Source organism: Bartonella ancashensis (assembly GCF_001281405.1).
GTDB lineage: Bacteria > Pseudomonadota > Alphaproteobacteria > Rhizobiales > Rhizobiaceae > Bartonella > Bartonella ancashensis.
This window is the reverse complement of record NZ_CP010401.1, coordinates 1,229,210-1,243,217: the sequence shown is the minus strand read 5'-3', so window position 1 is coordinate 1,243,217 and position 14,008 is coordinate 1,229,210. Positions and strand designations below refer to the sequence as shown.

The 14,008-nt window shown below is 38.5% G+C and carries 14 protein-coding genes; 13 read left to right on the top strand and 1 reads right to left on the bottom strand.

Going from position 1 to position 14,008, the window contains the following annotated elements; all coding sequences use genetic code 11:
- Window positions 1-108 precede the first annotated feature (108 nt).
- From tatA to PU02_RS05445, 9 genes are all read left to right on the top strand, one after another.
- The gene (tatA, locus tag PU02_RS05485) at window positions 109-408 is read left to right on the top strand and encodes a twin-arginine translocase TatA/TatE family subunit (protein WP_053944426.1); all 300 of its coding nucleotides are present in this window, start codon (window positions 109-111) and stop codon (window positions 406-408) included.
- 72 nt (window positions 409-480) lie between these two features.
- Complete coding sequence (locus PU02_RS05480) at window positions 481-903, top strand: twin-arginine translocase TatA/TatE family subunit (RefSeq protein ID WP_053944425.1); 423 nt, start codon at window positions 481-483, stop codon at window positions 901-903.
- 12 nt (window positions 904-915) lie between these two features.
- Window positions 916-1,698, top strand: a complete 783-nt coding sequence (gene tatC / locus PU02_RS05475; RefSeq protein WP_053944424.1) for a twin-arginine translocase subunit TatC — start codon at window positions 916-918, stop codon at window positions 1,696-1,698.
- A 58-nt stretch (window positions 1,699-1,756) separates the two neighbouring features.
- Complete coding sequence (serS, locus tag PU02_RS05470; RefSeq protein WP_053944423.1) at window positions 1,757-3,034, top strand: serine--tRNA ligase; 1,278 nt, start codon at window positions 1,757-1,759, stop codon at window positions 3,032-3,034.
- A 133-nt stretch (window positions 3,035-3,167) separates the two neighbouring features.
- Window positions 3,168-3,830, top strand: a complete 663-nt coding sequence (locus PU02_RS05465; protein ID WP_053944422.1) for a protein-L-isoaspartate(D-aspartate) O-methyltransferase — start codon at window positions 3,168-3,170, stop codon at window positions 3,828-3,830.
- 146 nt (window positions 3,831-3,976) lie between these two features.
- Window positions 3,977-5,185, top strand: a complete 1,209-nt coding sequence (locus PU02_RS05460) for a M23 family metallopeptidase (protein ID WP_053944680.1) — start codon at window positions 3,977-3,979, stop codon at window positions 5,183-5,185.
- A gap of 361 nt (window positions 5,186-5,546) precedes the next feature.
- Entirely contained in the window at window positions 5,547-6,005 is a 459-nt protein-coding gene (gene yajC, locus PU02_RS05455) for a preprotein translocase subunit YajC (RefSeq protein ID WP_200903951.1), read from the top strand.
- A gap of 447 nt (window positions 6,006-6,452) precedes the next feature.
- Entirely contained in the window at window positions 6,453-6,839 is a 387-nt protein-coding gene (locus PU02_RS05450; protein ID WP_053944420.1) for an Mth938-like domain-containing protein, read from the top strand.
- Window positions 6,836-7,687 (top strand): phytoene/squalene synthase family protein, encoded by an 852-nt coding sequence (locus PU02_RS05445; RefSeq protein WP_053944419.1) that lies wholly within the window; start codon window positions 6,836-6,838, stop codon window positions 7,685-7,687. Before PU02_RS05450 ends, PU02_RS05445 begins: the two co-directional genes overlap by 4 nt.
- Before the next feature lie 240 nt (window positions 7,688-7,927).
- Here the strand turns inward: PU02_RS05445 and PU02_RS05440 are convergent, their stop codons facing one another.
- The gene (locus tag PU02_RS05440; protein WP_053944418.1) at window positions 7,928-9,817 is read right to left on the bottom strand and encodes a peptidyl-prolyl cis-trans isomerase; all 1,890 of its coding nucleotides are present in this window, start codon (window positions 9,815-9,817) and stop codon (window positions 7,928-7,930) included.
- A gap of 167 nt (window positions 9,818-9,984) precedes the next feature.
- On the opposite strand from PU02_RS05440, the gene tpiA reads away from it, so the two are divergent.
- From tpiA to kdsA, 4 genes are all read left to right on the top strand, one after another.
- On the top strand, window positions 9,985-10,749 hold the full coding sequence (gene tpiA / locus PU02_RS05435; RefSeq protein WP_053944417.1) for a triose-phosphate isomerase: 765 nt from the start codon (window positions 9,985-9,987) through the stop codon (window positions 10,747-10,749).
- Between the two features lie 100 nt (window positions 10,750-10,849).
- The gene (gene secG, locus PU02_RS05430; RefSeq protein WP_053944416.1) at window positions 10,850-11,278 is read left to right on the top strand and encodes a preprotein translocase subunit SecG; all 429 of its coding nucleotides are present in this window, start codon (window positions 10,850-10,852) and stop codon (window positions 11,276-11,278) included.
- A gap of 134 nt (window positions 11,279-11,412) precedes the next feature.
- Window positions 11,413-13,041, top strand: coding sequence for a CTP synthase (locus PU02_RS05425; RefSeq protein WP_053944415.1), 1,629 nt, complete (start codon window positions 11,413-11,415; stop codon window positions 13,039-13,041).
- Between the two features lie 33 nt (window positions 13,042-13,074).
- Entirely contained in the window at window positions 13,075-13,920 is an 846-nt protein-coding gene (gene kdsA / locus PU02_RS05420; protein ID WP_053944414.1) for a 3-deoxy-8-phosphooctulonate synthase, read from the top strand.
- The last annotated feature ends 88 nt before the right edge of the window (window positions 13,921-14,008 follow it).

Genomic DNA, 14,008 nt, shown 5'->3' with positions numbered 1-14,008 from the left:
GCGTTTGGTAGCTTATTGTCTAGGAGGACAATATATCCATAAGATTGGGTATAATTGGAGGGTTATTCAAATGAGTAAAGAAAATGCAATTTAGGAATAGAGGAAGTTATGGGTAATATTTTTTCACCAACTCACTTGATAGTGATTTTTTTGGTTATTCTTATATTGTTCGGACGTGGTAAGGTTTCTGATTTGATGGGGGACGTTGCAAAAGGTATCAAAGCATTTAAGAAAAATTTGAAAGACGAAGAAGACAGTCTTGATAATGAGCTTGAAATAGCGAAGAGTTCTGAGAGAGTGGATTCTAAATTTCAAGGATCTCATTTTTCGTCAGCGAAGCGTGCAACAAGTACTAAAAAGGTTTCGTCTCTTAGCAAAAGTGGAAAGGGATCAGCTTCCAAGAGGTAATATATGTGGTAGTGGAGTGTAAGTGTTTCATTTGGTATTGAGGATTTGAGGCAAAAGAGTTCGGTGTAAATAATGTTTGGGATAAATGGGGCAGAATTTTTAATTATTTTACTCGTCTTTGTTGTTGTTGTTGAGCCAAAAGATTTGCCTAAAATGTTGAAAGCCATAGTTAAGATGAAGGAGTATCTGCGCTCTGTAATTAGCGAATTTCGTTATCAACTTGATGATGCCATAAAGGAAGTTGATTTGGATAATCTGCAAGAAATACCACGGAACATAGATAAGCTCAGTTCTCAGAAAAAATCTAAGAAAGTTCCCAATCCAATACAGGATGTAACAGAAGGTTTTCATGATCCTTTAGTCACTGATGTTACTGCGCCAACAGAAGAAAATGAAAAGGTTCGTAGAAATATAAACAACATATTAAATAAAAATTTAGCAGCATTTAATGATTTACCCAGTGATGGGATTACGTGTGCGATTTCTAAAAATTAGGGAAAATACTTTGTGGATTTTAGTAAAGACGAAGTTGCTGCCAATGTAGCAACACTTTTGGAACATTTGATGGAACTTCGCCGGCGTATTATTGCTGCCTTAGTTGCTTTTTTTATAGCATTTATCATATGTTTTTTTGCAAAAGATTATATCTTGAATTTTTTAATATGGCCTTATCAATGGGCAATGAAAATGTCAGGTGGTAATCCTGGGAGTATCCGTTTGCAGTCGACGCAAGTATTAGAGACTTTTTTAACTAAGATGAGGCTTGCAGCTTTTGGTGGCGCTATTTTATCGTTTCCTTATACAGCTTTTCAACTTTACAGCTTTATAGCACCAGGGCTTTACAAAAGTGAGCGTATGGCCTTTTTGCCATTTCTTATCGTAGCTCCGGTGCTTTTTTTGGTTGGGGGAGGATTTGTTTACGGTTTGTTCGTTCCAATAATGCTTTGGTTTAGTCTTTCTCAGCAGGGATTACCAGATCTTCACTTAAAAATAGAGTTTATAGCACGCATTTCAGATTATCTGAATTTTATAACGTTATTTATTTTAATTTTTGGTTTTATTTTCCAGTTACCTCTTGTCATTACCTTATTGACGAAGGTTGGATTCGTAACGTCCCATATGTTAGCATCTGTTCGGAGATGGACTGTTCTTATTTTTGTCATCATTGCAGCTATGGTGACGCCATCGGATTTTTTTACCATGTTTGCGGTGGTTTTGCCAATGACAGCGCTGTATGAGGTATCAATTTTGATGGCTCGATGGGTAGAAAAGGAAAGAAAACCTTCTTAAGAAATTTATATTTTCATAGTAAAAAGAGACGATAGAATGATGCAAGTGAGGAATTTTGATGCTTGATATTAAATGGATTCGTGAATATCCCGAAAAATTAGACGAGGCACTGGCAAACAGAGGGTTTGAGCCACAGGCTGAGCGAGTGTTAGCACTTGATCTTGAGCGTCGTTCACATGTCGCTAAAGTTCAGCAAGCGCAGGAGCGTCGAAATTCAGCTTCAAAAGATATAGAACGAGCATTGATTGCAGGCGATAAAGAAGTTGTTGAGCGCATAAAAGTTGAGGTTGAAGAAATTAAAAATTTTCTTTCTAGCGCTATGGCAGAAGAAAAAAGATTAACAGAGAATCTTGAAAAGGTTTTATCCGCTATACCTAATATTCCGTTAGATTCTGTTCCAAAAGGAAAAGATGAAAATGATAATGTCGTAATTCGGCATGTTGGCACGCTTCCGGTGTTTGATTTCAAACCTAAGGAGCATTTTGATCTTGGTCAAAATCTTAAACAGATGGATTTCAAGAAAGCGAGTCACTTATCTGGCGCGCGTTTTACGATCCTTTCAGGGGCATTGGCAAGACTTGAGCGCGCATTAGGTCAGTTTATGCTTGACATACATGTTGATGAGTACGGTTATAAAGAGGTGTCGGTTCCTTTTCTTGTGCGTGATGAGATCGTGTATGGAGCTGCACAATTGCCTAAATTTTCTGATGATCTATTCAGAACAACAGATGGTCGATGGCTTATTTCTACAGCAGAGGTTCCATTAGTTAATTTAGTGAGTGATGAAGTGCTTGATATACAGGATTTACCGTTACGTTTTACTTCGTTGACTCCATGTTTTCGTTCAGAAGCCGGAGCTGCAGGACGTGATACACGTGGTATGTTGCGTCAACACCAGTTTTGGAAGGTGGAGATGGTATCAATTACCACTGAGGAGCAATCTTGGATTGAGTTGGAACGTATGACAGAATGTGCAGAGGATGTGTTAAAGAGGCTTGGATTACCTTTTCGTACTATGCTTCTCTCTACCGGTGATATGGGGTTTGCTGCACGGAAAACTTATGACATTGAAGTTTGGTTACCAGGTCAAGAGTGTTACCGCGAAATTTCAAGTTGCTCAGTTTGTGGAGATTTTCAGGGGCGGCGTATGAATGCCCGATATCGTAAGGATGGAGATAAGGCGTTATATTTTGTGCATAGCTTGAATGGTTCAGGTACTGCTGTGGGTCGTTGTCTTATAGCTATTCTTGAAAACTACCAACAAATTGACGGATCCATCATCATTCCGGATGCTTTGCAACCCTATATGAAAGGGATAAATCGCATTACCATTTAATTTTGCGAAAAATGAAGTGTCTTGGTATCGTTGGTAGAAAGTAGAGTAGCCTTTATGTAGCAAAAAGCGTTCTGTAAAAGAAAAGTGTTGTGCATAAATGGGATAGCTACCGTGTTGGAAATTAAGTGATATTATGGAAAAAAGGCAGGATATTTTACGATTTCGTGAAAAATTGGCGAGTCTTGTTTTAAAAATGCGCAGTAAGGGAATAGATGATGTTCACTTTTTTTCGGCATTTGAGAAAGTTCCACGTCAGTATTTCGTTTCTTCCCTTTGGTTTGATAGAGCCTATGATAATAAGGTTATTCCGATTGAATGTGGAGAGTATATTGAGCGCTTAGAAGAACAGCTTTTAATTCTTTTTGCATTGTCACTGAAAAAAAACATCGCGTTTTTAGAAATTGGCACGGGTTCAGGTTTTTGTGCTGCCTTTGTGGCTTGTTTGAGTGATCGCGTAATGACAATTGATCGTTACAGGACACTTGTTGATTCTGCGCAACAAAGATTTAAAAATTTAGGGATTGAAAATATTACTGTGCAGCAAATTGATGGGAGTCGTGGTGTTGTAGGTTTTGGACTGTTTGATCGTGTTCTTATTTGGCCATCATGCTCTGAAGAACCAAAAAAATTTTTAGAATTGCTAACAGGAAACGGTGTGCTCATTCAGGCTATTGGACCTGATGAAGGAGTCCAAACGATTACGCGCTATATAAAGGTTGGTAGTCAATTTGAGAGATCGGAATTGTTTCAAGTACGGTATCAACCATTCATTGAAAATGTTGCGCTAATTCTCTAATTCTGGATTAAGAGACTACAATAATACTATTTTTACTATGCTGCTCCATTTTCTGTAGAAATATTTATAAATAAAATATTTTTTAACTTTTAAGTAATTTTAGCAAGATCTAATAGAATCAGTTGAAGTTGGCTGATGAGCAAATCATGTCTTTAAAAGATTTGGATAAAATTTTTAGGTGTAGTCTACAGAAAATTGTTTCTTGGGCAGTAATGGCATTTGTTGTCGTTGCTGCCGGGTGTAGTTTTAACACAGAACGTTTTTCTGATGGTTTTTATGAAAATGAGGTGCATAGCCAACCATCTAAGAAAGCTGCTATAATCCGCGATTATTATGGGGCAGAAACGGGTGGTGTGATAGAAAGTAGCGAACTGCCACCTTTAGAATCTCTTGATGATTCAAGAGATCACAACAATGGATCTTATAATTTTTTAAGAGAACAGGAAGAACGTTCCCCTAACGAGAGTAAGTTTTTTGCTGATGGACGGATTGTAGGAAAACCTCCACGCAATCTTGGAACACTTCCTCGTTCGATTGAAAATAGCTCTCCTGTCTTTCAAAAAGGGAGTTATATTGTGCAAAGTGGGGATACGTTGTCGAGCATTGCACAGCAAATGGGAGTTAGTATTGAAGCATTGAAATTAGCAAATGGTATAAAAGGTGATTCTATTTCTATTGGTAAAATTCTGATCATTCCAGAAAATCGTGTGGTAGTTGCAAAGATCAAAAATAGTGCGCAAGATACTAAAATTTCACCTTCACCTCAATCTGAAAAAATACCTCTTGCTGATAACAAAAAAAAATCTTCTAAGAGTCCTGTCGTTGTAGAAAAAAATGTTTCTTCAATAGCTAATATGCCGACTTCTCAGCAAAAATCTTCTACAACCGAATCTTCAGTGGCTTCATCAAGATTGGTTGCAAGTTCACCAAAAACAGTTACCGATTCGAATGATGCGGCTATTCCTCAGACTACAGGAATTTCTAAGATGCGTTGGCCGGTACGAGGACGTTTATTGAGCCAGTTTGGGCAAAAAAAGGGGATAGCTGTTAATAAGGGAATAGATATTTCTGTACCTGAAGGTACCTCTGTGAAGGCTGTAGAAAATGGTATCGTTATCTATGCGAGTGATGGATTAAAAGAGCTTGGTAATGTTGTTATGATTAGGCATGAGGATAACATCATCACAATTTATGGGCACAATAGTCAACTTGTTGTGAATAGGGGACAGAGAGTAAGACGTGGCGATGAAATCGCTAAATCTGGTATTTCTGGAAGTGCCCAAACGCCGCGTGTTTATTTTGAGATACGTAAAAATTCTCTTCCTGTCAACCCCACTCAGTATCTAGAGAATTAGTATTAGATTGCTTTAACTTTAACGATGCATCTCTCTGAACAGTATCTAAATAATAAATGAGGTTTGCCTTGAGGTGGTTTTATTTGACTAATCAAGTAAACGGGCCATTTTGCACCATTTTATTTTATCTTTAATCTAGAAAAAAATGGTATTTGTATGTACAAGGAGTGATAGGAAATTCTTTTCATTAGTCTCTGATTTAAAGGTTATTTTTGGAAAAGCTGTGGTTGTGTAGTACGATGATTAGAGCGTGATAGTTAAGATATGGTAGTGTGATGTTGAGATGAATTTCTGGATTTAGATTAAAAGTTTGTCTAGGTTTAGGTGGGAAGTGTTTGAAGTTTAACTATAGGAGATAAAAATGTTGAGTAGTGATGCTTATGCTCAAGCTGCAGGGAGTGTTTCTGGAGGGATGTCATTCGTTACTTTTATTCCTTTTATTCTGATTTTTGCGATTATGTATTTTTTAATTATTCGTCCACAGCGTATACAGATGAAAAAGCGGCAAGAGATGCTTAATGCTGTACGTCGTGGTGATGTTGTTGTTACAGGGGGAGGGATTGTTGGTAAAGTTGTAAAAGTTTTTAGTGACAGTGGCGAATTGGATGTTGAGATTGCTGAAGGTATGTCTGTTCGTGTTGTACGTTCTACATTAGCTGATGTTCGTGTTAAGGGTGAGCCACTTTCAGAAAAAGAATTGGAAGCTCGTTCACAATTAAAAGTTTCAAAGAATTCTGCAAGTAAAGCTACAGTAAAGACAAATGCGGTTGCTGCGAAAAAGCAGAAAGGAAAATCAGGTGGTGAAAAAGCAAAAGTATAGTTGTAAGTTATAGGGATTTTCATACTTTCTTTTATAAAAGTGAAATTCTTTCTGCGGGAGGTATCGTTTTGCTTGGTGAGAGTCGGGATTACCTTGGGTGCGGTTTTGGTTGTTTATTTCGTTTTTATTAGGATTTTTTAGGTTTTTTGTTATAGCTGTTCCTTTTGTTATAGCTGTTCCCATGTGATCAAAATTGTACATTTAAAATAATAAAGTTTTGCATATTTTTTTGCTAAGATCTTGTTATTTGCTAATTGTTTTTATATCCTCCAGGATTTTTTGTGTGCGAAACTTACTCTCAATTATCAATGTTGCTGGCGCCCGAGGGAGGGGTTTTTCGTCAACATTCTCGTGAGAGGCATTATTAGGAATTTTTTTATACTTAATCCGTGGTTTGTTTTAATTTTAAAATAAATGCGATTGGGCTTTCAAAACGGAGCTTTTATCATGTCCCATGCAATTCAGGTACGTAAGGCGCATTTTTTAAGTCGTGCTCCTATTGATGCTTATGGGAACGGAGGTTTTCGTTTTGCTGATATGTCACACAGGGGATCTATTGTATGTGTTCCGTCAGGCATTTACGGTATTGATATGACAGGTCCTGTCCCTAATTTGAGCGATATTTCCCGTATTTTAGAAGAGGCAGATAAAATTGAAGTTCTGCTTATAGGAACAGGAGTTGAATTATTACCTTTACCAAAACAATTACAGATATCTTTAAGGGATAGGGGTATTTCGACGGATACGATGAGTACAGGAGCAGCAGTGCGTACATTTAATGTTTTGCTAGCTGAAGATCGTGCAGTTGCTGCACTATTGTTTGCGGTAGAATGATGGATTTTCTTTCTTATTCGTTGAATGTTTTACGAGCTACAGATCGCGATCGTTATATATCAGTATTGTTTGCTCCTAAAAAAGAGCGTAGGGCATTGGCTGCTGTTTATACTTTTAATGCAGAAATTTCACGTATTGGCGAAGATGTGCACGAGCCACTTATTGGTGAGATGCGGTTACGTTGGTGGTACAATTCTATTGCTAGTGGTGAAGGTAAAGATAGCAATCCAATTCTTAATGATTTACTGGAAGCAATAACTTCGTTTAATTTGCCTAAAGAGGTTTTTTTACATTATTGTGATGCGCGAGTTTCTGAGCTTTACAGCAACCCGATAGCAACTACGTGTGATCTTGAGATTTATTGTGAAAAAACAGCAGGAAGCATTCTATATCTTGCATGTCAGATACTGAATTTTAAATTAGCACAAGATTTTACAGATGTTTGTAGACACGCGAGCATTGCTCAAGCATCAAGCGGTATACTTCGTCTTTTGTCCCTTGGGCAATCACGATATCGAAACTATTTCCCATCAGATCTTTTGAAGGCCACGGGAGTTGATAGGGAAGAATTAGAGTCTGATCATGTCGATGATACACAAAAAAAGCGTATCATTGAAGCTATGGTAGCTTTGTCACGAGACCACTATCTTAAATTTCTTGAACATTCTACTATTTTGCCTAAAACGCTGAAATTAGCATTTCTTCCATTGGCTATTACACCAGCGTCTCTTCAAAAAGTAACAAAATTAGGAGCTAAAATTTTTCAGGAGAATGCGGTCTTGTCACCCCTCCATCGCTATTGGTTAGTAACAAAAACAGCAATCGGTGGGCATTTCCCACAATTATAGCAGGAATTTTACAAAAATTTTTTCGTTAGAACATAGAAAAAACATCTGAAAATTTAGTCCAGTAGTGTTTTCCCTCACTCATTAGATGGTAAAAGTCCTGCCTCATCTTAAAGATTAAAATTTTACTTGAAAATCCAATCATGCTATGTGAGTTGCGTAGAGATATACGCAATAATATGACCTTAAGCGAAGAAGGACGATTAGATTTTGCAGCGCATCATCTAAGATGATGCAGAAACTTTATTGGGCAATATTGAAAATTCTATTATAGTTTTGGCCATTAATTTTTACAGGATGCTCACTGTTTGCAAATTGTAGCATTCCTAGCTTTAGATCTTCTCTGATCATCATGTCCATACTCGCTCGAATGTCAGGTGATATAGTGAGATCCTCTACATTTTCAGGTACAGTCAATGTTATGACCTTGTAAATAATGCGGCTTTCTTCAGTGGTACTTTTTACTGCACCATAATGACCTTTTGGACCAGAAAATAATGCTTTAATTCCTTCTTTTCCAAAAAGGTCTAGAGAATCTTGACGTCGTAAAGCCTGTGTTGTTTGTTTTTTAACACCAAGCTGATCTGCAAGAGCATCAAACTTTTTTCCTTCGGTGAGTTGCTTTAAAATATTGTTTGCTTTTTCATCAAGGATTCGCTGAGCTTCTTCATGTTTCCATTGAGCAATGGCATCTTGCTTGACCTCTGCAAGGGGTCTGCTACGAGAAGGGATAATTTGGTCCACTTGGTACCAAACATATCCTCCTCCGTGAAGAGGGATAGGATCAAGCTCTGCATTTTCAGTTGATTGATAGATAGCCTTCAATAAGGTTTCTTTTTGAGGTAAATCAGCAACAACCGTTCCTTCAATTGTTTTTCCTGTTCTGTCTAAAGTTATTTTTCGAAGCGGCAAATTATACTGATTAGAAAGTTCTTCAAAAGAGAGGCCTTCGAAACGAGAATCTTCAACTGCCGCATACTGGTTGCGTATAACAGTTGTAGCACGATTCTGAATGAGTGTTTGGAGAATCTCTTCTTTTACTTTTTCAAAGGAGACAGGACCTGATGGTATGATACGTATAACGCGAATGATCAGTGGTCCTTGCAAGCTATTAATGACAGGACTAATCTGCCCTTGTTTAAGTTCAAAGATTTCGGACGCTAAGTAGTCAGGAAATTCATTTTTTCCTAAAGGTCCCTTTGTTATCTCTTTAAGCGTCTTTTTTTCAGCTTTGACCAAATTTTCAAAACTCAGACCTTTGATTATTTTCTGAGCTGCTTCATCAGCAGCTTCGCGCGTTGAGAAACGCAATTCTTCAATGATTCGCTTTTCGGGCGTTGTAAAACGTGAAGCATTTTGGGTGTAATAATCCCTAATTTCATCTATTGAAATATTTTCCTGTTTTACAACTTCCTTTGGAGACATTGATAGCAAAGAAACTGTACGATATTCTGGGGAACGGAAATGATCTTTGCGAGCATCGAACCATTTTTGTAGTGTTTCTGGATCTGGATCGATAATTTTTTTGTCTTTGTTTACGCTGATAATGAAATAGTCAGCAACGCGTTTTTCTTCTTTATGAAGGAAAAGAGCTTTATGAAGGATATCCGGTAGTTTCATTCCGTCTAGGGACGCCGCAACAAGTTGGTTACGTTTTCCCTTCTGAGCATAAAAGTCTAAAAGATTGTTCTGGTTAACATTTGACTGTTTTAGGTAATTAAAAAATAATCTTTCGTCGAATACTCCATCGTTTTGAAAAACATTATCAGCACTAATAATGTGGGCTAACATATCTTTTGAAAGACCAATCTTCATCCTATATGCTTGTTCATCAAGTAATACATCTTGTCGCAACTGGTCAAAGACAAAAGCAGGAATTCTGTATTGTTGGATTTCATCTTGTGAAAACATTCGTCCTAGCTGAGAGGCCGATGCAATACGGAGTGCTTGATCAAAGAGTGCAAGGCGGTAAGAATCGATGGTTATAGTAGATTTTCCAGAAGAAATAAGATCCTCTTTGTGTGTTGTGTATAACTGCGGTACACCCCACAAGAACACAAAGCATAGAAGTAAAATGGTGAAAAAAACTCTTGCAATCCAATGACTTGCAGCGTTTCTTATGGAGTTAAGCATCATCCGGTTCCGTGTCTAGCATAATTTTGCGAAAAAATGATAAAATCTAACGTTAAAACTAACAGCAAAAGCACACAGGATGCAAGTCTTAACGATTTCCTTCCACTCTGCAGTCTGTTATTTGAAAAGTGATAAAATTTTGTCGAGATAGTTATTGAGGTAAAAACATGATTCCCAGTATTCAACCTTTACTTGCTGGAAATTGGAAAATGAATGGGACAGGAGAATCTCTTGAAGAGTTGCGCACTATCGCTTCTGGTGTGTGTTCTGATTCGGATTGTTCATTTGAAGTACTTATTTGTGTTCCAGGGACGCTTTTATTTCGTGCTTCCGGTGTATTGGAAGGCAAAAATCTTTTTTTAGGAGGACAAGATTGCCACTTTAGTGACAGTGGTCCTTACACGGGGGATATCTCGGCTCATATGCTTAAAGAAGCAGGAGCAAGTCACGTTATTCTTGGTCATTCAGAACGTCGTGTAGCTTATTGTGAAAGTGATTCAATTGTTTGTGCTAAAGTAAAGGCTGCATGGCGGGCTGGTCTTGTTACCATAATCTGTATTGGTGAAACGTTAGAAGAACGTAAAGATGGTAGAGTGCTAGATATTCTTGAGCGACAACTTGAGGAATCTGTGCCAGATGGGGCTGCATCATGGAATACTGTCATCGCGTATGAGCCTATATGGGCAATAGGTACAGGTCAAATACCTACTTTGGCGGATATTGCGCAGGTACATGGTTTTATCCGTGAAAAAATGCGCTGCCGTTTCGGTGAAAATGGGCTCACAATGCGGTTACTTTATGGTGGGTCAGTGAAATCATCCAACGCGCGTGAAATTTTAGGTGTTGCTCACGTAAATGGTGCTTTGATTGGTGGTGCAAGTTTAAGAGGACTTGACTTTTTGTCTGTTTGCGATGTTTATCGTAAGCTGTGAATGAAGATTGCAATTGCTGCTTGTAGTTAGGCACGATTGCAATTTGCATGTGAATGATCTACTTGTATCCCATTTGCGTATGGTTGTAAGAGGCAAAGTTATGCAAACAGTCCTGATTGTTATACATTTTCTAATTGTTATTGCTCTGATAGGCGTCGTTTTGATTCAACCATCCGAGGGCGGTGGTCTTGGTGTGAGCAGTGGGTCAGGGTTTATGGGAACACGTGGTGCTAAGAGCGCATTGACTCGTTTAACAGCTATTTTAGCAACCTGTTTTTTTGCCGTATCTATTACGCTTGTTGTTATTGGAAGTATATCGAACTCAGGCTCTGATATTCTTGATCGTATTCCAATGGATTTAAAGAAGAATTCAACAAATAAGGGTGAAATAGAGAATATTCCTTCATCTAAGGAGGAAACTGGTCCTTCGATTTTTGAGCAATTAGGCGGTGCGTCTTCACAGAAAGCAGGGTCATCTGATTCGGCTGTTGAAAGTCCAATTCCGCTTCCGCTTGACAATACCAAATGAAGGTGAGGTTTAGCTAGATTTTTGGCGGGTAGTTCACGTTTATAGGGCGATTTTTTATTTTCATGCTGTGAAGTTAGGGGCTGTGCGTTTTTTTTCTGGAAAAATTGTTATAAGATGCTTATCATTGCAAACCCATGACACGTTATGTTTTTATTACTGGTGGTGTGGTTTCTTCTCTCGGAAAAGGTGTTGCGGCTGCGGCTTTGGCTGCGCTTCTTCAGGCTCGTGGGTATCGGGTGAGGATTCGCAAGCTCGATCCTTATTTGAATGTTGATCCAGGAACAATGTCACCTTACCAGCATGGTGAGGTATTTGTTACTGACGATGGATCTGAGACAGATCTTGATCTTGGTCACTATGAGCGTTTTACGGGGTGCTCTGCTAGTCGTCGTGATAATATTACGACAGGGTGTATTTATCGCAACGTTATTGAACGAGAACGACGCGGCGATTATCTTGGAGCGACAGTTCAGGTCATTCCTCATGTTACAGATGAAATTAAGGCATTTATTGTTGCAGATAGTGAAGAGTTTGATTTTGTTCTATGTGAAATAGGTGGGACAGTTGGTGACATTGAAGCGATGCCCTTTCTTGAGGCAATACGCCAGCTTCGCAATGAATTACCGAGACAAAGCACCGCTTATATGCATCTTACACTAATGCCCTATATTTCTTCTGCAGGAGAATTAAAAACTAAACCGACACAACATTCTGTTAAAGAGTTGCAGTCAGTTGGTATTTCTCCTGATATTCTGTTAGTTCGTTCAGATCGTCCTATTCCTGAAACGGAGCGGAGAAAATTGTCTCTGTTTTGCAATGTTCGTCCTAGTGCTGTGATTCAGGCATTGGATGTTCCAACGATTTATGATGTGCCTATTGCGTATCATAAAGAGGGTTTGGATTCAGAAATTTTGTCTGTTTTTAGAATTAGTCCTGTTCCCAAGCCACAGATGGAACGTTGGGAAGATATTGCATGTAGGATTCACCATCCTGAGGGGGAGGTTACGATTGCAGTTGTAGGGAAGTATGTAGGTTTGAAAGATTCCTACAAATCTCTCATGGAAGCGATTGCACATGGTGGTCTAGCCAATAAGGTGAAAGTGAATATTGAGTGTATTGAGGCGGAATTGTTTGAAAAAAATGATCCTGCACCCTACTTACAAAAAGTCCATGGAATTTTAGTTCCTGGGGCTTTTGGCGCGCGTGGTGCTGAAGGTAAAATTCGGGCGATTCAGTTTGCTCGTATACACAAAGTTCCTTTTTTGGGTATTTGTTTTGGAATGCAACTAGCTTGTATTGAGGTTGCGCGTCACATTGCAGGGATTGAGGGTGCTTCATCAAGTGAATTTTGTGAAACGAGGGATGCTGTCGTTGGTTTGATGACTGAGTGGCTTAAGGGGGATGTTCTTGAAAAACGTGCAGCATTCGGAAATTTAGGTGGTACAATGCGCCTTGGTGCTTTTGCAGCTCAACTAAAAGAAGGTAGTCATATTTCCAAAATTTACGGTACTAACAATATTTACGAGCGTCATCGTCACCGTTACGAGGTTAATATTCATTATAAAGATATATTAGAGCAGTCTGGGTTGATTTTTTCTGGGATGTCTCCGGATGGAGTTTTACCAGAAGCAGTAGAGTATACGGATCATCCGTGGTTTATAGGTGTTCAATATCATCCGGAATTAAAATCACGTCCTTTCGATCCGCATCCACTTTTCTCTTCTTTTATTGAGGCCACAATAGAGCAGAGCAGACTCGTTTAACTGGCTAGGTCGGTTTATTTTATGAGGGATAGAGTGCTTAAACCTAATTATTCTGTCAAAGTTGGAAATGTTGTCTTTTCGAATAAGGCTCCGTTGTCTTTTATTTTGGGGCCTTGTCAGATGGAAAGTCGAGATCATGCTTTTGAAATGGCAGGTCGTATCAAAGAAATTACCGATCAGATTGGTATTAATTTCGTTTACAAATCAAGTTACGATAAAGCCAACAGGACGTCCCTGTACGCAGCGCGGGGAATAGGTCTTGAGAAAGCGATGACTATTTTTGATGATATTAAAAAAGAGTTTGGTTGTCCTGTACTGACCGATGTGCATACCGAAGAACAATGTGCGGTTGTTGCGGATGTTGTAGATATTTTACAAATACCAGCTTTTTTGTGTCGTCAAACGAATTTACTCATAGCGGCGGCAAGGACAGGGTGCATTATCAATGTTAAAAAAGGTCAATTTTTAGCACCTTGGGATATGGAAAATGTCTTAAAAAAGGTAATTCAGAGTGGTAATCTTAACGTAATGTTATGTGAGCGCGGGACTTCGTTTGGTTATAATCGTCTTGTTTCTGACATGCGTTCATTGCCAATTATGTGCTCATTTGGTGCACCTGTTATTTTTGATGCAACACATTCTGTTCAAGAACCAGGTGGAAATGGCGATTCGTCTGGTGGGCAGCGTAAATTTGTTGAGGTGTTAGCGCGTGCAGCTGTTTCTACTTGTATCGCAGGTGTTTTTTTTGAAGTACATCAAGATCCAGATAATGCACCCTCGGATGGTCCCAATATGATAAAAATTGATCACTTACAAAAATTGCTTGAAAATTTGGTGGATTTTGACCGTTTAGCCAAAAAAAATGAATTGAGTGTGTAGTAAGTAGAGTTTTTATTTGTTGTGAGTGAGTTAGGTTTTTTTGTCAGTTTAAAGGGATTGGTGATGTTTAGAAATTTAGGAGGATTGC